This is a genomic window from Rheinheimera lutimaris, assembly GCF_013283795.1.
Taxonomy (GTDB): Bacteria; Pseudomonadota; Gammaproteobacteria; order Enterobacterales; family Alteromonadaceae; genus Alishewanella; species Alishewanella lutimaris.
The window spans coordinates 54,574-73,638 of the sequence record NZ_JABSOD010000001.1 but is presented as its reverse complement, the minus strand read 5'-3'; the positions used below and the strand labels follow the sequence as shown (position 1 = coordinate 73,638).

Here is a 19,065-nt window from a genome sequence, read left to right as displayed (position 1 = left end):
GGCTACAACATACTTTTTAATACGTTGTCTTTGCGAATAAAATGGTGGTGCAGCGCAGCGCCGACATGCAGTGCTATCATGCCTGCTAGTGCTATGGCCAGCCAGCCATGCAGTTCACGAAACAGCGCGTAATAGTAAATATCAACCTGCAATGCGGCCGGTAGACGAAACCAGCCAAACACCTCTATTGGTCTGGCGGCAAAATATTGCATTAAGTAGCCGGAAACGGGCATAGCGAACAGCAAGCTATACAACAGCCAATGTGACGCCGTGGCCGCTTTTTTTTGTAACGCGGATAAATCATCAGGTAATGCCGGTAGCTGATGTCGCAGGCGATTAAGCAGCCTAACCGTCACCAACACTACAGCAATTACTCCGAATGCCTTGTGTAGCGTGATGATGGTCAGTTGCCAGGGCTCAAGTGAGCGGATCATTAACAGGCCGGCGGCCAGCATTGACAAAACCAGCGCCGCCATACCCCAGTGTAATATCCGCATGGACAATGAAAACTGTGCCGGCTTACTCATTGCTACTCTCCTGTAATGCACCTTGTAGCTGCTCTTTTGCCCGGCGTCGGTAGGATTCTGCATAGGCTGCAGAACGCGCCCGCAGAATAGGGTCGGCGGTTGCTGTAATACCGGTAGGCAATACCAGCGGGTCAAAATTTATGGCATGGCAGTCGCCGTCAAGCTGAGCTGTGCTGCCGGTAAGTACTATTTGTCCGGCAGTGATCTGTTGGCGGCTTGCAGGCCATGCTTTGGTTGAATTAGTTTCATCATCTGCAGCATCTGCCAGGGTAAACACCCAATCGAATACTACCTGATCAGCCGCAATCCGGGCGGCTATTTCCTGTTGCAGGGCATCATTGCCCAGCAGGTTGCCGGAAGCCACTGATACGGTTGGCTGCATTGCCCAGCGCACAGCTTGCTGCTCGCCGTTGGCATTTAGCAAATAAAAGGCGTTAATACTGTGATAGGTTTCAGCGGCGAAGCTGCCCGTTGGCTGATACTGCGCGGCCCAGGTTAAAAAACCGTTGCTTTCGGGGTGGGCCGCAAAAAATTGTTTTATGGCGTCCGGGCCGGCCTGAATGGCCTGTATTTGCTGATAAAAGCTATGTGGGTCAGCAACTGCCATTACCGGCGGTGTATTCATTGCCAGCCGCCATTGTTCAGTGCGGCTGAGGCTGAAACTTAATGCCAGGCTGCGCACCGGCGCTTTTAAATCAGGGGCTGTAGGGTTATTGCCGGCGATGGATAAACGGCCAACAAAGGGCGTAACGCCCGGCTGAAATAAGCTGGCTTTACTGTAACTTTGCAGATTACCGTTTGACCTGAACTCACCACTGACGCAGAGGCCTTTGGCATGGGCGCGGCGAAAGCCTGCAAAAGCTGTGTTGCCTTGTTGCAAGTCGACAAACTGCTGCGCCGAAACCCGCGCAGGGGGTTGCGCACTTAAGCCAATGGCCGGCAATAGTAATAGCGCTAAATACAGATGTTTCATCAGAAAATACTCGTTATAGGTTTTGTCTTCAGCTGAAGACAGGCCGGAAAAACACTACCAGCCCACAAGGACCGGTGGTGTGAGTATTATCTTTCAACAACTAAAACTTATAGCTCCAGATTGTCAATCAAGCGGGTGGTGCCCAATCTGGCGGCGGCCAGGATCACTTTGGGCTCGCTGGCATCAAGCGCCGGCACCAGGCTGTGTTGATTGCTGATATTAACGTAATCAGGCACAAAGCCCGCTGCGCTGAGCAGCTGTTTAGCCTGTTGCTCCAGTGCCCGGTAGTCATGGTTGCCGGCGTCAATGCCGGCTTTAAGCTGTTGCAATATCTTATACAGCGCCGGTGCTTTGGCCCGCTCTGTTGCAGTTAAATAGCCATTGCGTGAACTTAGCGCCAGGCCATCAGCTGCGCGCTCGGTCGGTACGCCGATAATCTCAATTGGCAGGGATAAATCAGTTACCATCTGGCGGATAATCGCCAGTTGCTGATAATCCTTCTGGCCAAAACAGGCAATATCCGGTTGCACCAGATTAAACAGCTTACATACTATGGTAGACACGCCACGGAAATGGCCGGCACGGCTGGCACCGCAGTGTAAATCGCCCAGCAACGGCACTTCAACAAAGCTTTGTACGTCCAGGCCTCGCGGGTACATCAGCTCCGGCGTTGGCGTAAATACCGCATCGGCGCCGTGGGCGGTTAAACCGGCGCAATCGGCCTCCAGCGTACGGGGATAGCTGTCGAGATCTTCGTTTTTGCCAAACTGCATCGGGTTAACAAAGATGCTGACAATAACGCGATCGGCACGGCTTTTGGCGACATCAACCAGTTTTAAGTGGCCGTTGTGTAGGTTGCCCATGGTTGGCACAAAGGCAATGCGTTCGCCGTTTTGGCGCCAGCCACTTATTTGCGCCCGCAGGGCCGGAACAGAATTAATGATTTTCATCGGGCTTAAAAACTGTGCTCGTTGGCAGGGAAGGTCTGGCTTTTCACTTCGCTGACATAAGCGGCGATAGCGCTTCTTATCTCACCGGTTTGCGCCAGATAGTTTTTGGAAAATTTCGGAATATAGCCGCTACTAATGCCGAGTAAGTCGTGCATTACCAGCACCTGACCGTCGGTCACATTACCGGCACCAATACCAATCACCGGAATGGTTAACGCAGCAGTGACGCGTTTAGCTAACGCGGTAGGTATGCATTCCAGTACCAGCAATTGTGCACCAGCGTCTTGCAGCGCTTTAGCCTGCGCCAGCATCGCATCGGCGGCGGCGTCGGTTTTGCCCTGCACTTTATAGCCGCCTAAAATATGCACCGACTGCGGTGTTAACCCCAGGTGGCCGCATACCGGTACGCCGCGCTCAGTTAGCGCTTTTACCGTAGGCAGTAAAAAGTCGCCGCCTTCAAGTTTTACCATATTGGCACCGGCCTGCATCAGCGGTACTACACTTTGCAGTGTTTGTTCTAAAGTACCGTAGCTCATAAACGGCATATCGGCGATAACAAAGGCATCCGGAGCGCCGGCGCGCACTGCTCGGGTATGGTAGGCAATATCACTGATAGTGACCGGCAGGGTATCGCCGTGGCCTTGCAGCACCATCCCTAAGGAGTCGCCAATCAACAGCACGTCGACGCCTTGTTCGGCAAATAACTTGGCAAAGCTGGCATCATAGGCCGTCAGCATGGTGATCTTGTCACTTTGCTGCTTCATTTTCTGTAGTACGGCAGTGGTGATCTTAGCCATAATCTTCTCATCCGACCATTAACGCAGGACGCGCAAGATCGCACAAAGTGCGACTAGCTGCAACTGCTGTTGAGTTTTTGCAGGCCGTTAAGCGGTACCTGCGCCAGTAAAGAGGATAATACAGTACCGTCCGGCAGGCTAAGCTGTGGGGCAATATCAAACAGTGGATACAGCACAAATTCGCGTACGCGCAGGCCATAATGCGGCACTGTTAAGCGCTCAGTGGCAATAACCTGATTACCGTACAGCAGAATATCCAAATCCAGCGTACGCGCGCCCCAGCGCTCTGCTTTGCGCGTGCGGCCTTGTTGTTGTTCTATCTGCTGCAATGCATCGAGCAATTGCTCCGGGCTAAGTGCTGTGTCTATTGCCGCTACGGCGTTAACGTAATCCGGCTGGTCTTGCGGCCCCATTGGTTTAGAGCCGTAAAAGCCGGACACCGCCACCAGCGAGCTGTGCGGCATCTGCTTAAGCGCAGCCACCGCCTGCTGCAACTGCGCTAATGGCTGCTCCAGGTTGGCACCTAAACCGATATAACAGCGTTGCGGTGTCATTGTCCTGCCGTTGGCTTGCGTTTATAAGTGCGCCGGCGCCGCGGGCCTTTGTCTATGCCGTCTTTACCCAGTTGATTAATCAGCTGTAACCGGTCTGGTTCGTCAGCAAACTGGAACCTTTCCCACCATTGCGCCAGTTCAATTAAGCTGCCGCCTTCGGCTTCAGCACGCAGTTGCAGAAAGTCAAAGGCACCGCGAAATTTAGGCTGTTCCAGCAATTTAAAGGCGCGTCGGCCGGCACGCTTGGTTAAGCGGCTTTGCAGTGCCCAGATATCGCGCATGGCCAGGGTAAAACGTTTAGGAATAGCAATAGTACGCTGGATATCGTCCAGCACTTCGGTCATAGCGATATTCATTGCATCAATTTCGCTTAAGCCGTCAGTCACCAGTGTTTGGCTGCGCAGCTCTACCGGGTACCATAACAGGGCGGCGAAAATAAAGGCCGGCGTGACCGGTTTATCGGCGTCAACCCTGGCATCAGTGTTTTGCAGCGCCTTGGTGGCTAACTGAAATGCTTTGCCTTCCGGCTCTTGCTTTAACAGTTTATCCAGTTGCGGCAACAGTTGTTTCAGCACCCTGGTGTCGCGCATCAACATAAAATTGTCGAATGCTTTGCCGGCCAGCAACAGTTTTACCAGCTCGTCAAATAAGCGCGGTGGCGGAATATTTTTCAGCATTACTGCCAGCTGCGGGATAGGTGCTGCAGTAGCCGGAGCAATATGCATATTTAACTTGGTGGCAAAACGGATGGCGCGCAAAATGCGCACAGGATCTTCCCGATAACGTGTTTCCGGGTCGCCAATCAGCTCAATTTTACGCTCTGCTATAGCGGGAATACCGTTGGCAAAGTCGTAGACCGAAAAGTCATTCACCGAGTAATACAGCGCGTTAATGGTAAAGTCGCGCCGCTCGGCATCTTCTTCAATAGTGCCGTAAACGTTATCGCGCAGAATTTGGCCATGATCGCTTAAACTGGCGGTTTTCAGCTTAGGTGCGGTATCGTCTTCATCTTCGCTGCCACTGTGGTGGCCGCGAAAAGTAGCCACTTCAATGACCTCACGGCCAAATACCACGTGCGCTAAGCGAAAGCGCCGGCCGATTAAGCGGCAGTTACGGAATACCTGCTTTACCTGCTCCGGTTTTGCATTGGTTACCACATCGAAATCTTTTGGCTTGATACCCAGCAGTAAGTCGCGGATACAGCCACCAACCAGATAGGCATCAAAACCGGCATCCTTTAAGCGATACAACACCTTAAGCGCATTCGGGCTGATGTCTTTACGCGAAATAGCATGCTGGTCACGGCTTAACCGCTGTACTTGCGGCAACAGGCTGGCACCGGCAGCAGGGCGTGGCGTCTGCGTTACTTTACCGGCAGCTTTGCTTTTAGGGTGGCCTGCCTTGGTAGCTTTGGTCTTAGTGCCAAAGGTGCGGCGGCAAAAATCTAACACTCGCGAAATAATGATAATTCTCCTGACAAATACAACCCTGAGCGACATTCTGCAACAGCGCGGGGCTACATTTTGAAACAGCCCTGAGCTGCATTTAAAAAAACGGCTAATAATACCGCAGCCGCAGCAAAAAAAGAATTAAACCGGACCGGCTTAACGAAATTCTGTACTGCATATTTCCATTTGCAGCGGTACTTTAGCAAGTTGCCACTGGCTGATAGCCAGGTTTAACTGCTCTGCCACCGGCGCCTGCTTTAATTCTGCCGGCGGCGGGTGGCCAAGAAAACACAGTACTTTATACATCACTTCTACAGCCGGCCATTGGCTGATGGCCGCAGCATGGTTTTGTTTACTCAGTTTAAAACCGGGTTGCAGCACGGCCAGCGGCAAGTGGCCATAGCGCGGCTGCGGCGCACCAAGCAGGCTGCATAATGCTTGCTGGCGCGGTGTCATCTCCAGTAAATCCGCACCGCGGATCACTTCCGTTACGCCCTGGTCGATATCATCGACCACTACCACCAACTGATAAGCAAATAAGCCATCGCGGCGTTTAATAATATAATCTTCCTGTGCCAGTTTTGGCGTTATGTGCTGCGCGCCAAACAGCGCATCGTTAAATTGCGTGCTAACGTTGTGGCTGCGCAGGCGCCAAGCCAGGTTATCAGCGGCTAAATGCTGCGAAGCACAGCGGTTGTCGTAAATACCACCCATCGCCGTTATTTGTTTGCGGCTGCATTGGCAAGCATAAATCAGTTGTTGCTGCTGTAACTGATTGAACACTTCGCGGTAGCGGGCCTGGCGCTGGCTTTGGTACAGCACTGCATCATCCCACTCTAAGCCGAATTGTTCCAGCGTGCGCAGAATATCGCTGTCGCAACCTTGCACCATGCGCGGAGTGTCAATGTCCTCCATCCGCACCAGCCAGCGGCCATGCTGACTTTTTGCCTGCAGATAACTGCCAACAGCGGCGATAAGAGAACCGAAATGAAGCGGGCCGGAAGGCGAGGGCGCAAACCGGCCGATATAAGCGGGAGTATAACCTGGCATCTGAGCGGGCATCTTAGCCGCCCAGTTGCTTTTCCTTGATCTCTGCTAAGGTTTTGCAATCGATACACATGTCAGCCGTAGGACGGGCTTCAAGGCGTTTAATACCAATTTCAATACCGCAGGTATCGCAGTAACCAAAGTCTTCATCTTCGATTTTTTGCAGGGTTTTCTCAATTTTCTTCAGCAGCTTACGCTCACGATCCCGCGCGCGCAGTTCTAAACTGAATTCTTCTTCCTGGGCGGCACGATCTACCGGATCCGGGAAATTAGCGGCTTCGTCCGCCATATGGTTCTTGGTGCGGTCAACTTCTTCGCGCAACTGTTGACGCCAGGCGTCAAGAATGCGGCGGAAATGTTCCAGTTGCTTCGGGTTCATATACTCTTCCCCGACCGCTTCCTGGTATGGCGCTACACCTGCAAGGGCCAGTAAGCCCAGCGTTTTTGTAGTCTTACCCTCTGGCATAATCATCTCCTGTATAATGCCTGGCAAAAAATATGGCGGCTATAGATAGCAGAATATTGCCGGCATCGCAATCAGATTTAAAAAGACGCGGAAGTATACAGACTGCACAGCAAGCCGTCATCTTATTTCATCCGGCAGTTTCAGCGGTGCAGTTTAGCGTGGCAAAATGACAAAATAACGCGCTCTCCTGCTGCGCGCAACGCCTTGTGGTACACTTCTTATCATCATATACCGCATGGATAACAAGGGTGACACATGGCAGATGTTGTGCAAATTCAGCTTCAAACAGAAAGCGCCGCTAATAAATGGGGCAAAGCGACGCTTACGCCAACCGGCAGCGGTTTTCAAATTCATCTTAACGCGGCTGACGCATTGCGCAGTGTACAAAAAGCCGGCCGTAGTTTAGATGGCCTGGGTTTGACACAGGTACAGTTAAGTGGTGATAACTGGACATTAGAGCTGCAATGGGCGTTTTATCAGGGCTTTTGCAGCGCCAAAAAACAAGGTGGCGTGCAGTTCTGTGGTGATAGCGCGCTAACCACACAGTTGGCACAACTGGCGCAATGTTTTGACTGGGCCAAGCAGCTCATTAATCAAACTCCTGATGAGTTGTACCCGGAGCAACTGGCAAAGCAAGCCACTGCTTTTATTACAGATATTGCGGCAAAAGGTACAGTTAACAGCCATATTTTGCTGGATCAACAACTATTGCAACAGGGCTGGAACGGCCTGCATGCGGTGGGCCGCGGTAGTGCGCGTAAGCCGGCAATGCTGGTGCTGGACTATAACCCCACCGGCAATGCAGCGGCACCGGTGAGTGCTGCGTTGGTGGGTAAGGGCATCACCTTTGACAGCGGCGGCTATTCTATTAAAGCCACCGAAAGCATGCTGGCGATGAAATGTGATATGGGCGGTGCCGCTACGGTAACAGCGGCGCTGGCGTTGGCAATTTTGCAGGGGTTAGATAAACGCGTACAGCTTATTTTATGTTGCGCGGAAAACCTGATCAGCAGCAATGCCTATAAGCTGGGCGATATTATTACCTACAAAAACGGCACCACGGTTGAAATTGTTAATACCGATGCTGAAGGCCGGCTGGTATTGGCCGATGGCCTGATGTGCGCGGCAGAGAGTGGCGCCGGGTTGATTATTGATGCGGCCACCTTAACCGGTGCGGCTATGACGGCGGTGGGCGGCGAATACAACGCGCTGTTTGCACTGGACAAAACACTGGCGCAAAAGGCACTGGCTTACGCAGAGCAAGTACAGGAACCGACCTGGCAGTTGCCACTGGAGCTTTGGCATCAGCAGCAATGCCCGTCAGCATATGCTGATACAGCCAACAGCCGGCCGGTAAAAGGCGGCGGTGCCGGCGGTGCCAGTAATGCCGCCGGCTTTTTAAGCCGCTTTGTGCCAAACGCAGGTAAAGGTTGGTTGCATTTTGATTTGGCCGCAGCATTTAACAACAGCAACAATGCTTATTGGGCCGCCGGTGCTACCGGCCAGGGTATTCGCACTATCAGCGCCGCCCTGCTGGGCGAAGCTTAAGCCGCAAACAAGGTTGGGGCGGCAACCGGAAACAAGGTAAACTGCCGCTCATTAACTGTTATTGTTGGTTTACGTAGTGTTACCTGTCGCAGATATTTTTCCGCAGTTGCTGGCATTGTTACAGCAACACAATAAAGTGATTTTGTCGGCGCCACCCGGTGCCGGCAAATCGACTTATCTACCGCTGTACTTATTACAACATGCCGATTTTGCCGGTAAAAGACTGCTAATGCTGGAGCCGCGCCGTTTGGCGGCGAAAAGTATAGCGGCGTATCTGGCCGCACAACTGGGTGAGGCCGTGGGTGACACCGTCGGTTATCAAATCCGGCAGGAGCAAAAGCACAGCAGCAAGACGCGTTTGCTTATCGTTACCGAAGGCGTACTCACCCGCAAGCTGCAACAAGACCCCGAACTTAACAGTGTTGACTTACTGTTATTTGATGAATTTCATGAGCGCTCGCTGCATGCTGATTTAGCGCTGGCACTGTGCCTGGAAGTACAGCAGTTACGGCCAGAGTTACAGCTGCTGATTATGTCCGCCACCCTGGATATGGCCCATCTGGCCGATAAACTTGCGGCGCCGGTGGTCAGCAGCGAAGGGCGTAGTTACCCGGTAACGGTGGAATATGCCTTGCCCGGCAGCCAGCCATTAGCAGTGCAAGTGGCCGCCCTGGTACAGCAAGCCCTGAGCAGGCATCAGGGTAATATTCTGGTGTTTTTACCCGGCCAGGCGGAAATTAACCAAACCGCACAGCTACTGCAGCAACAAGGTGTAGCGCCTGATGTGCAACTGCACCGCTTGCTCGGCAGCCTGACACTGGCGCAGCAGCAAGCAGCTATTGCGCCACCGCCTGCAGGCCTGCGTAAAGTGGTCTTGTCGACCAATCTGGCTGAAACCAGCTTAACCATAGACGGCATTAGTGTGGTGATAGACAGTGGCCTGTGCCGGCAAAGCCGGTTTAACCCGCGTCAGGGGTTAAGCGTGCTGGAGACTGCTGCCATAAGTCAGGCATCGGCTATTCAACGCGCCGGTCGTGCCGGACGTTTGTCGCCGGGCCATTGCTACCGGCTGGATACTGCAGAGAAATGGCAGCGCCGTGCCCGGTTTGAAGCGCCGGAGATTGAAATCAGCGACTTAACCGCGCTACGGTTTGAAGTTGCCGCCTGGGGTTGTCAGGTGGATGACTTAAACTGGCTTACACCGCCACCGGCTGCGTCTTTAGCGGTAGCAGAGCAGTTACTACAGCAACTGGGTTTTATTGACAGTAAAGGTGTTATTACCAAAGCCGGCCGCCAGGCGCATAAGCTGGGCACTGAACCGCGCTTGGCGGCTATGTTGCTGCATGCGCAAACATTGGAACAGCAAGGCAACCGGCATGCGCAGGCACTGGCATGTGTGTTGGCAGCACTGCTGGAGGATACAAGGGTACTACAGGGCGATATTTACTCCCTGTTGGGTCGTGTAAAGCAGGCGCTGCCACAGCAGTGGCAGCAGGCGCAAAGCTTTGCGCGTATGCTGGGCTGTCAGCTCACGGAGCAGTTGCCGTTGCAACTGACGGCAATACTGGCACTGCGGGCGTTTCCCGATCGTTTGGCCAAACGCCGTGGCCAGGGCTATCAATTAGCTAACGGTATCGGCGCAGTGCTGCAAGATAACCACAGTTTAACCGGGCAAGACTGGTTGGTGGTGTTGCATATGCAGCAATTTGGCCGTGAAAACCGTATTTACCATGCGCTGAGTATTGCTACGGACGGCCTGACTGCCGACTGGCAAGCTGAATTAAGCTGGCAAACGCACACTATTTGGGATGAGAAAAACGGTCGTTTTTATACCGAACAGCAACTTAACTTCGGCCAATGTCTGCTGCAGGCTAAACCGGCGGCATTGCAGCTTACGGCTGAGCAGAAGCAACAGGCGTGGCAAAGCTATATCCGTAGTAAAGGTTTAAGTTGCCTTAACTGGAGCGACGCAGCTTTGCAGTTACGCGCCAGAGTGGCGCTGTTACAGCAGCATCAACCTGAAGTGGCCTGGCCGGACTTTTCTGAGGATGGCTTGTTGAACAACCTGCCGCAGTGGTTGGGTGCTTACCTGGCACCGCTGAGCAAAAGTGCAGCCTTGGCGCAATTGCCGCTGTATGATGCGTTGCTGGCATGTTTAAGTTATCAACAGCAACAGCTGTTAAATCAGCTGTTACCGACACACTGGCAAGCACCTACCGGTTCACGGCCCGGTATTGATTACCTGGCCGAAGGCGGTCCGGCACTTTCAGTGCGGGTTCAGGAAATGTATGGTCAGATGAGCTCGCCAACTTTACTGCATGGCAAGATCAATATCACCATAGCGTTGTTGTCACCATCACGACAGCCGCTGCAGGTCACACAAAATTTAGCCAGTTTCTGGCAAAATGCCTGGCAAGAGGTAAGAAAAGAAATGCGCGGGCGCTATCCGAAACATTATTGGCCGGAAGATCCGGCGCAAGCGATGCCAACAACAAAAACGAAAAAGGCGATGCTGAAATGACGACAAAAAAAGCCGCGAAGGGCAAGCGGGCTAAACCGGCAGCTGCTGAACGTCAGCCCTTCAGCGCCCATCTGAAACGCAGCGCAGTGTTTGTCGCCAAGTTGGCATTTTTGCTGTTGTTATTGCTGACGTTTTACCTGATTTACCTCGATAGTAAAATAAGCAAAAAATTCAGCGGTCAGAAATGGCAGGTACCGGCGCAAATATACGCCCGCAGCCTGGAGTTAGTGCCGGGCAAAGTGCTGACACAGCCCCAACTTATTGCGCAACTGGACGCATTGCAGTATCAGCGCAACCCCGCCCTGAGTGCGCCGGGCCAGTACAGTGTGTCGCGTAACCATGTCAGTATTTATCGCCGCGCTTTTACCTATATCGACGGTTATGAAGCAGCGCAGTTGTTCAGTGTCGAATTTAACCGCAGCGGCATTAACCGCATTATGCAGCGCCAGCAACAGGATGCCGTTAACTTTGCCAGATTAGAGCCGCAATTGATTGAGCACCTGGTGGCTGCGCAGCAGGAAGACCGTGAGCTGGTGCGGTTAGAACAGGTACCGGAGCTGTTTAAAGACACCTTGCTGTTGGTAGAAGACCGTGAGTTTTATCATCACCATGGCGTGTCGCCCTTGTCGGTGCTGCGTGCGCTATGGGTTAACATTACGGCCGGCCGTACCGTACAGGGCGGCTCTACGCTAACCCAGCAGTTGGCAAAGAATATGTATCTCAGCAGCGACCGTACATTGTGGCGTAAAGCGAATGAGGCGCTGATAGCCCTGGTGCTGGATTATCGTTTTAATAAAGATCAAATTCTGGAAGCCTATATTAATGAGGTGTTTGTCGGGCAAAACTATGCTAACGCCGTGCATGGCTTTGGCCTTGGCAGCCGGTTTTACTTTGGTAAACCGCTGAGTGAGTTGCAGCCGGCAGAATATGCATTAATGATTGGTTTGTTAAAAGGCCCGTCGTATTTTGATCCGCGGCGCAACCCGCAACGGGCACAGCAGCGGCGTGACGTTGTGCTGCGGTTAATGTTTGAGCAGCATTTATTGAACCGGCAACAATATGAACAGGCCGTACAACAACCGGTAGCAGTTGTACCCCGCGGCCAGTACCTTAATTCTGGCTATGCCGCCTATCTGGATGCGGTAAAAAAGGAGCTGCGCCAGCTCAGTATCAGCCCGGAATATCGTGACCAGGGCATCAAAGTGTTTACCTATCTGGATACTCAAGCGCAGCGCGCAGCAGAACAAGCGTTGCAAATGCAGTTAGCGCCGCTGGACCCGGATTTGCAGGCTGCGATGGTGGTAGTGAACTATCAGCAGGCAGAAATTATTGCCATGGTGGGTAGCAAAGACGGTGTGCAGGGCGGCTTTAACCGCGCTGTTGATGCGCGGCGGCAAATCGGCAGCATTATTAAACCGGTAATTTATCTTGAGGCTCTTGCGCAGCGTGGCCGTTATACCCTCGGTAGTCGGCTGGAAGATAACCCGATACGGCTGCGCAGCAACGACCAGGACTGGCAACCACAGAATTTCGACAAGCAATACCGTGGCAATGTCAGTTTAATTGACGCGCTGGCCAATTCGCTGAATATTCCTACAGTACGTTTAGGCCTGCAGTTAGGCTTGCCGGCGGTGAGCGACGGCTTACGTAAGTTGGGTTTAAACCGCAAGGTAAAACTACATCCGGCGGCATTACTCGGAGCAATAGAGTTAAGCCCGCTTGAAGTCAGTCAGTTATATCAAACTCTGGCCAATAACGGCAGGCATCAACAGATAACGACTTTGTATGCAGTAACAGACAGCAATGGTCACGTGCTGCATATGCGTGACCACCAACTGACCCAGCGTTACAACGATGCTGAGATCTATTTATTGCAGTATGCCTTAATGCAGGCAGCAAAAACCGGCACGGCCAAAGTGTTAAACCGTCAGTTTCCCGGCGTGACCCTGGCAGGTAAAACCGGTACCTCAAGTGATTACCGCGACAGCTGGTTTAGTGGTTTTGATCAGGAAACCCTGACAACGATATGGTTAGGCCGTGATGACAACAAAACTATCGGCCTTACCGGAGCAACCGGGGCCCTGGGCGTATTTAGTCGTTACCATAGCCTGCAGCCGCCGGATCCGTTGGTCCGGGCCATGCCTGAACAGGTAAGTTTACAGGCATTTTCTGTCAACAGTGGTTATGCACAAGCACAAAATTGCCTTAACATATTGTTATTACCTGCGATTTCAGTTGAAATGCCTGTAATGACCCAATGCACAGAAGAATAACCGCGATTGTCTGACGTTATGGCGATAAAACCCGACAGCCCGTTACAGGTTGGAGAATGGCAATACTTACCCGAGCAGGACAAGCTGGTGCAGTTTGGCCCTGACGGCAAAGTTATTGCCACAGCTGACCTGGATAATTTGTCACAAAAGGTGGCCAATTACTTTATCGTGCATGCAGGAAAGCTGGTAACCAAAGACGAGCTGCTGTTGGATGTGTGGGGCATTCGCGATGTGTCGGATGGCCGCGTTACCCGGGTTATCCGCGTATTACGTGTAGCCCTGGGTGATGACACCCGAGAACCGCGTTATATCGAAACCATCCCCAAACGCGGCTATCGCTTTATTGCGCCGGTGTCGGCTATATCGCCGCCGGTTCAGCCGAATAACATTGCCCAGCCGTTAATCCCGGCAACAACGGACATAAAAAAAACAAATCGCCAATCAATAGTGTTTGGTGCTTCAGTTATGGCATTGCTGGTGATGTTATTAAGCTGGTTGTTCTGGCCGGCAGATGAAGTGGTATCGGAGGATAATACTTCATCAATACCGATGTGGCGATATAAGCCTGTAACTGCGATGGATGGATTGGAGTTTTATCATAATGTTTCGCCAGATGAACGTTATTTGGTATTCAGCCACGCCTCACCTGAGGCGGAAAATGTAACAGTGCTGCAGTTACAAGACTTGCATGAGCATAAAAGGGTGCAGTTGACTGACCCATCGTATAGTAGTTTTGGTGCAGTGTTTAGCCCGGCTGAGAATAAGATAGCTTATCATCGGATGTATTCCGGAGGAGGATGTCATATTCGGTTGTTGGAGTTTTCCCCGCAGGATTTATCAGTTGTGTCAGATACTTTACTTGTTGAATGCGGGAAAAGGACGGTGTCTGGCCGTATTACCTGGTCACCGGATGGACGCTATCTGGTATATCCCAGTATGGATGATGGGCAAAAACAAATGGTACTGCAATTATTGGCGCTCGACAGCAGAGTGCCTGAGCAGCTTACGGTGCCTCCTTCCAGTAGTTTCGGTGATTTTTCTGCGCGCTTTTCCCGACGCGGCGATAAGTTAGTGTTTCTGCGCGATGCTGCAGGTTCTGCGCAAATATGGTTGATGAATCTTTCCAATCGTTCCACACAATTATTAACACAAGTGCAGGATACTTATCCGGGGAATGTCGATTGGAACCTCGATGATACGGCAATCATTTACCCCTCAGGCCCCACTTCTATTGGTAGGATAGATATTAATACTTCCTCTTCCGGTTTGTTAGCGTACACGGATAACTATGCCAATGAGATTCAAGTGACTAAATCCGGCAAAATCGTGGCTTCAGTGGGTAGTTTTTCGAAAATGAATATCAAGAAGGTCGCGAACCGCATTCATAACTCAAGTGACTATAATCAACCGGTTTTCAGTTCAAACCGGAATGAGTCTTTTATCGAGGCTAGTCCTGTAGCAGGCGGCCCTTCTGCAGTGGTGTCACGACGCTCTGGCTTACCTCAGGTATGGCTGTTTTATGAGGATGGTAGGCAAGAGCAGGTTACATTTTTCCAAAAAAATGAACGTTTCAGGAATTTATCGTTTTCCCCTGATGGCACTAATTTGTTGGTTCAGCTGACCAATGAAATCTGGTTAATAAGGAAGGAAGCTGAGCCACTGCAAGTTGCAGGGGGGCAGGGCACTGTAGTAGGAGTACCGAGCTGGTCAGCAAACGGTGAGCAGATTTTTTATGCGGAGTCTAATCAGGGCCGGTGGCAGGTCGTTGCTATACCGCTGAATAATTTGGCATCTTCAACGGTATTCAGTACCGAGAAAGAGCTCTACCTGGAATGCCGTGAAGCTGAATATGTTCTGTGGCGAGACAGCAATACTAAGAAATTTTTTGTGCGTCATGCAGATGATTCTGTGGAAGAGCTTGATATCAAGCTGCCGGATGAGCAAATTATGTTGAAGCTCGAGCTTCGAAAACAAGGCATATATTACTCATCTCTGACTTCTGAAATGGAATATCAGCTGAAATATTATGATTTCGTTAAACGACAGAGTGACGTAGCTGTACCAACAATGCAGTTAGGCCGTTTTAGTATAAGTGCTGATGAACGTTATGCTTTTATTCTTGAGTACGAATTTGGCGACATTGATATTCAAGAGTTAGAGCCGGGGATCGACGCTTTGTAAGAAATTTATCTAATATTCATCGAGTTATCTTGGTAATACCTTTTTATGGTTAAAGCGTCACTTAACCGAAGGGAATAACCATGAAAGCATCAATTTTAGTATCTGCATTTATTATCGTTGGCGTAACGACTTTCAGTGCCGGTGAGAATAATCATGCTACAAAGCAGCTTAATTTGGATAATTTGTATGCATGTGGCTGGTTTCCTCTTTGCACTGACCCTGATAACTATTCGCCGGTTACCATTCTTGTAGACAAAAATGATAATAGTTCAAAAGCTGACGAGAACAGTTTGTTACAAGTTGCCTGATGTTAGTAAATTCGGCAACACTAAACATTTCTTATAGTTAGGGTATAATCCGACCCGACAGTCAATTGTCGGGCGGACCTTAATGTCACATCTGGACCCTGTGGTACAAATTGGAGATTGGTATTATCAGGTGATCTACGGTCAGCTGTGGCCGGTTGATGCTGCTGCACAGGCCGAATCCATGATCCGGCTGGAACCCCGGCTGCACAGCCTGCTGAATTATTTTTTGCAGCATCCCAATATTCTACTGGCAAAAGATACCCTGATTGAAAAAGTCTGGCCGGCCGATGAAGGCACAGATGCTGCAGTAATGCGCGCTGTGGGGGCACTGCGCAAGGTTTTGGGCGATGATGTGCGCGCACCGGTGTATATTGAGACAGCGTCAAAAAAAGGCTACCGCTGGTTAGCAGCTATTGTACCGGCGACTTTGCAGGATATCAGCTTAGCTGCCGATAACACCGATGTTGTGCCTGAGCTTACCGATGCCTGTGCTGTTAGTTTTGCCGGTAAAGTACGAAAAACCTGGCGCTTTATTGCTGTTACGGCTGCGGTACTAATTCTCGGTGGTGCCAGCCTGGCGTATGTGTTGGCAACTTATACCGCAGCGCCACTGATAAAACTGCCGGATACCATTACGCCCATCAGTGCGTTAAGCGGTCAGGAATATTGGCCGGTGTTGTATCCCGACGGCTCTCATGTGTTGTATCAACATAAACCGATAGACAGCAACAGGCTGAATTGGATTGTGCAGAATCTGACTGATCTGCGCATAGAGCATTTAGCACAAAAGTACCGTAACTTGTCACAAGCGTTGTGGCTGGACGCACACCATATTGTGTTCCGGGCTGACAGCAGCGCAAACAACTGCTATTTCTACCGTCAGCGGCTGCTGCCTGCTATTGGGCTGCCTGAGCCGCTGTGGCCTTGTCAGCAGGTTGTTTCTCAGGGCGCAGTGCTGTGGCACGATAGTGTATTGTGGCTTGACAGAGACCCGCAAACACAACAGTTACAATTGATGCAAGGCCGCCAGGGGCAATCCGCAGAGCGGTTGTTAGCATTGCCCGGTAATTGGCGCGATATATCACAGCTGTTGCTGCGTGACGACACGCTATATTTACTGGCCAAAGAAACCGTGAACCATTCTGCTTTGCTGCAATTACAGCTACCTGATGGCCGGATGGACGTGCTGGCGCGCTTCCCTTATGTTGTTAAGCAATTCAGTTGGTGGGATAGCAAGCATTTATTGCTGTCTGCCGCGCAGCAAGAGCTGCTGATTTTTGAGCTGAAATCACATAATACGCAAAGTTTAGGCCGGCTAACACGCGATCTTACACAGGCGTCGCGCTACCCCGGTCAGGTATTGGCGACCCAGTTTTTGGATTACACCACAGATATTTTGCACATAACTGATAACGCAGACAGCAGCCGTAGCCGGCTGTTGCCCTGGCATATGAGTAACCGTAATGAGCGTTTGCCGGCTTTAAGTGAGAGTGGTCAGGCAGCTTATGTGTCTGAGCGGGCAGGACACGGCCAGGTTTGGTTAACTGAGGGACGCGACAGCCGGCAACTTACCCGGCTGACGGAATGGCAGCACATACAACAATTGTTTTGGCATCAGCAGCAGTTATTAGTGCTGCTTAATACGGAACTGTACCGCATTGAGCTCGATTCCGGCCAGTTAATACCTTATCTGCCTATGCCGGACACCGCGATAGGGCGTTATGCCAGCTGCAATAATGTGTTGTACTGGACCACCCTGACAGACAGCGGCTGGCAGTTAATGGCCGAAAACCACAGTGCAGCGCTGGCCGATAACGTAACGGATGTGCGTTGCGGACCGCAGCAAGCACTGGTGCTGCAGTTTGCTGACTCAACAGCATTAGCGTTAATGACAGCGGACCACCGGTTGCATGCTTTACCGGTGTATATTGATTGGCGTAGCACAGATGCTGAGCAATGGTTTAGTGATAGCAGCGGTATCTATTGGCTGGGTGATAACAATACCATTTACCGCTTTGACTGGTTATCGCAGCAAACCTCGCCGTTGTTAAATACAGGGCAGGAAGTGCCGGCGGCTATATACAGTAATGGTAGCGGGCCGGGTTATATCGTACGGCAACGGCCGTACGATACCGATATTGTCTGGTTGCAAAATCGCCGTTAGAGCTGTTTAAAGCTCAGCTCTGCCGCGGCGATAGTTTGCGCCAGGTCATCGTTGGTGTGAGCCAGTGACAGGAAGCCGGCCTCATACGCAGATGGTGCCAGATAAATACCTTGCTGTAACATCAGATGGAAAAAGCGCTTAAAAGCGTCGACGTTGCATTGTGTGGCCTGAGCAAAGTTTGTCACTGTGGCTTCGCCGGTAAAGAAGAAACCAAACATACCGCCTACCTGGTTAGTAGCCAGTGGCACACCGTGTTTATCGGCAACCGCTTTTAAATTGCTGATGAGAAACGTTGTTTTTTCAGTAAGTGCCTGGTAAACGCCGGGTTTACTGATTTCTGTTAATGCCGCTAAACCGGCTGCCATAGCAATAGGGTTACCCGACAAGGTACCGGCCTGATATACCGGCCCCAGCGGGGCAATATGCTGCATAATTTCACGTTTGCCGCCAAAGGCGCCTACCGGCATACCGCCACCGATGATTTTACCTAAGGTGGTTAAATCCGGCTTAACGTTATAAACCGCCTGTGCGCCACCCAGCGCAACCCGAAAGCCGGTCATGACTTCATCGAAAATCAGCACTGCGCCGTATTGATCACACAGTTGGCGTAAGCCTTGTAAAAAGCCTTCTGCAGGCGGGATACAGTTCATATTGCCGGCTACGGGCTCAACAATAATACAGGCGATATCGTCGCCATGTTGTGCAAACAGCTGCTCTAACTGTGGCAGGTTATTAAATTCGCTGGTTAGGGTGTATTTGGCAAAGTCGGCAGGTACGCCGGGCGAGTTTGGCACACCCAGCGTTAACGCGCCGGAGCCGGCTTTTACCAGCAAAGAGTCGGCATGGCCATGGTAGCAGCCTTCAAACTTAACAATGGTATTGCGTCCGGTATAGCCGCGCGCCAGACGAATAGCGCTCATGGTGGCTTCGGTGCCTGAGCTGACCATGCGCACCATCTCCATGCTCGGCACTAACTTGCTTACCAATTCGGCCATTGTAACTTCAGCCGGGCAAGGTGCGCCGAAGCTTAGACCTTTAGCCGCTGCCTCTATTACGGCATTGCGGATGGCCGGGTGATTGTGGCCAAGCAACATTGGGCCCCAGGAGCCGATATAATCGATATAACGTTTGCCATCAACGTCAAACAAATAGGCGCCGTCGGCGCGGTCAATAAACACCGGGATACCACCGACGCTTTTAAATGCCCGCACCGGCGAATTTACACCGCCGGGAATGGTGTGCTGGGCACGTTGAAATAATTCTGCAGATAAAGACATAAATCAGTTTCCGATAAGTAAGAAGAAACGG

At 51.4% G+C, this 19,065-nt stretch carries 15 protein-coding genes; 6 read left to right on the top strand and 9 right to left on the bottom strand.

Annotated elements, in window-relative coordinates; all coding sequences use genetic code 11:
* Nucleotides 1-2: 2 nt before the first annotated feature.
* The 8 genes from HRH59_RS00335 to dksA all read right to left on the bottom strand — a co-directional run bounded on the left by HRH59_RS00335 (nt 3) and on the right by dksA (nt 6,762).
* Nucleotides 3-527 carry a cytochrome b gene (locus HRH59_RS00335; protein WP_173499283.1) on the bottom strand — a complete coding sequence of 175 codons (525 nt, stop codon included), beginning with the start codon at nt 525-527 and terminating at the stop codon, nt 3-5.
* Complete coding sequence (locus tag HRH59_RS00330) at nt 520-1,500, bottom strand: catalase family peroxidase (protein WP_173499282.1); 981 nt, start codon at nt 1,498-1,500, stop codon at nt 520-522. Before HRH59_RS00330 ends, HRH59_RS00335 begins: the two co-directional genes overlap by 8 nt.
* Nucleotides 1,501-1,607: 107 nt before the next feature.
* Complete coding sequence (gene panC, locus HRH59_RS00325) at nt 1,608-2,450, bottom strand: pantoate--beta-alanine ligase (RefSeq protein WP_173499281.1); 843 nt, start codon at nt 2,448-2,450, stop codon at nt 1,608-1,610.
* Nucleotides 2,451-2,455: 5 nt separating this feature from the next.
* On the bottom strand, nt 2,456-3,247 hold the full coding sequence (gene panB, locus HRH59_RS00320; RefSeq protein ID WP_173499280.1) for a 3-methyl-2-oxobutanoate hydroxymethyltransferase: 792 nt from the start codon (nt 3,245-3,247) through the stop codon (nt 2,456-2,458).
* A 53-nt stretch (nt 3,248-3,300) separates the two neighbouring features.
* Nucleotides 3,301-3,801, bottom strand: coding sequence for a 2-amino-4-hydroxy-6-hydroxymethyldihydropteridine diphosphokinase (gene folK, locus HRH59_RS00315; protein WP_173499279.1), 501 nt, complete (start codon nt 3,799-3,801; stop codon nt 3,301-3,303).
* Nucleotides 3,798-5,252, bottom strand: a complete 1,455-nt coding sequence (gene pcnB, locus HRH59_RS00310; protein WP_331460133.1) for a polynucleotide adenylyltransferase PcnB — start codon at nt 5,250-5,252, stop codon at nt 3,798-3,800. The genes folK and pcnB overlap by 4 nt, the downstream gene beginning before the upstream one ends.
* A 153-nt stretch (nt 5,253-5,405) precedes the next feature.
* On the bottom strand, nt 5,406-6,299 hold the full coding sequence (gene gluQRS / locus HRH59_RS00305; RefSeq protein ID WP_173499277.1) for a tRNA glutamyl-Q(34) synthetase GluQRS: 894 nt from the start codon (nt 6,297-6,299) through the stop codon (nt 5,406-5,408).
* Between the two features lie 13 nt (nt 6,300-6,312).
* Nucleotides 6,313-6,762: an RNA polymerase-binding protein DksA gene (gene dksA, locus HRH59_RS00300; RefSeq protein ID WP_173499276.1), complete on the bottom strand. Its 450-nt coding sequence runs from the start codon at nt 6,760-6,762 to the stop codon at nt 6,313-6,315.
* A gap of 255 nt (nt 6,763-7,017) precedes the next feature.
* On the opposite strand from dksA, the gene pepB reads away from it, so the two are divergent.
* From pepB to HRH59_RS00270, 6 genes are all read left to right on the top strand, one after another.
* The gene (gene pepB, locus HRH59_RS00295; protein ID WP_173499275.1) at nt 7,018-8,310 is read left to right on the top strand and encodes an aminopeptidase PepB; all 1,293 of its coding nucleotides are present in this window, start codon (nt 7,018-7,020) and stop codon (nt 8,308-8,310) included.
* Between the two features lie 76 nt (nt 8,311-8,386).
* The gene (gene hrpB / locus HRH59_RS00290; RefSeq protein ID WP_173499274.1) at nt 8,387-10,831 is read left to right on the top strand and encodes an ATP-dependent helicase HrpB; all 2,445 of its coding nucleotides are present in this window, start codon (nt 8,387-8,389) and stop codon (nt 10,829-10,831) included.
* Nucleotides 10,828-13,104: a penicillin-binding protein 1B gene (gene mrcB, locus HRH59_RS00285; protein WP_173499273.1), complete on the top strand. Its 2,277-nt coding sequence runs from the start codon at nt 10,828-10,830 to the stop codon at nt 13,102-13,104. Before hrpB ends, mrcB begins: the two co-directional genes overlap by 4 nt.
* A gap of 18 nt (nt 13,105-13,122) precedes the next feature.
* Nucleotides 13,123-15,285 (top strand): winged helix-turn-helix domain-containing protein, encoded by a 2,163-nt coding sequence (locus HRH59_RS00280; protein ID WP_173499272.1) that lies wholly within the window; start codon nt 13,123-13,125, stop codon nt 15,283-15,285.
* 80 nt (nt 15,286-15,365) lie between these two features.
* Nucleotides 15,366-15,593: a hypothetical protein gene (locus tag HRH59_RS00275; RefSeq protein ID WP_173499271.1), complete on the top strand. Its 228-nt coding sequence runs from the start codon at nt 15,366-15,368 to the stop codon at nt 15,591-15,593.
* Nucleotides 15,594-15,675: 82 nt separating this feature from the next.
* Entirely contained in the window at nt 15,676-17,757 is a 2,082-nt protein-coding gene (locus HRH59_RS00270; protein ID WP_173499270.1) for a winged helix-turn-helix domain-containing protein, read from the top strand.
* On the opposite strand, the gene hemL is transcribed toward HRH59_RS00270, so the two are convergent.
* Nucleotides 17,754-19,034, bottom strand: coding sequence for a glutamate-1-semialdehyde 2,1-aminomutase (hemL, locus tag HRH59_RS00265; RefSeq protein WP_173499269.1), 1,281 nt, complete (start codon nt 19,032-19,034; stop codon nt 17,754-17,756). The two genes, HRH59_RS00270 and hemL, sit on opposite strands and share 4 nt — an antisense overlap.
* Nucleotides 19,035-19,065: the final 31 nt, after the last annotated feature.

Bases quoted from the DNA above. Each gene is read 5' to 3' on its own strand.
- HRH59_RS00335 (WP_173499283.1), bottom strand. From the start codon at position 527: ATGAGTAAGCCGGCACAGTTTTCATTGTCCATGCGGATATTACACTGG.
- dksA (WP_173499276.1), bottom strand. From the start codon at position 6,762: ATGCCAGAGGGTAAGACTACAAAAACGCTGGGCTTACTGGCCCTTGCA.
- HRH59_RS00275 (WP_173499271.1), top strand. From the start codon at position 15,366: ATGAAAGCATCAATTTTAGTATCTGCATTTATTATCGTTGGCGTAACG.
- panB (WP_173499280.1), bottom strand. From the start codon at position 3,247: ATGGCTAAGATCACCACTGCCGTACTACAGAAAATGAAGCAGCAAAGT.
- pepB (WP_173499275.1), top strand. From the start codon at position 7,018: ATGGCAGATGTTGTGCAAATTCAGCTTCAAACAGAAAGCGCCGCTAAT.
- folK (WP_173499279.1), bottom strand. From the start codon at position 3,801: ATGACACCGCAACGCTGTTATATCGGTTTAGGTGCCAACCTGGAGCAG.
- HRH59_RS00270 (WP_173499270.1), top strand. From the start codon at position 15,676: ATGTCACATCTGGACCCTGTGGTACAAATTGGAGATTGGTATTATCAG.
- mrcB (WP_173499273.1), top strand. From the start codon at position 10,828: ATGACGACAAAAAAAGCCGCGAAGGGCAAGCGGGCTAAACCGGCAGCT.
- HRH59_RS00280 (WP_173499272.1), top strand. From the start codon at position 13,123: ATGGCGATAAAACCCGACAGCCCGTTACAGGTTGGAGAATGGCAATAC.
- hemL (WP_173499269.1), bottom strand. From the start codon at position 19,034: ATGTCTTTATCTGCAGAATTATTTCAACGTGCCCAGCACACCATTCCC.
- panC (WP_173499281.1), bottom strand. From the start codon at position 2,450: ATGAAAATCATTAATTCTGTTCCGGCCCTGCGGGCGCAAATAAGTGGC.
- HRH59_RS00330 (WP_173499282.1), bottom strand. From the start codon at position 1,500: ATGAAACATCTGTATTTAGCGCTATTACTATTGCCGGCCATTGGCTTA.
- gluQRS (WP_173499277.1), bottom strand. From the start codon at position 6,299: ATGCCAGGTTATACTCCCGCTTATATCGGCCGGTTTGCGCCCTCGCCT.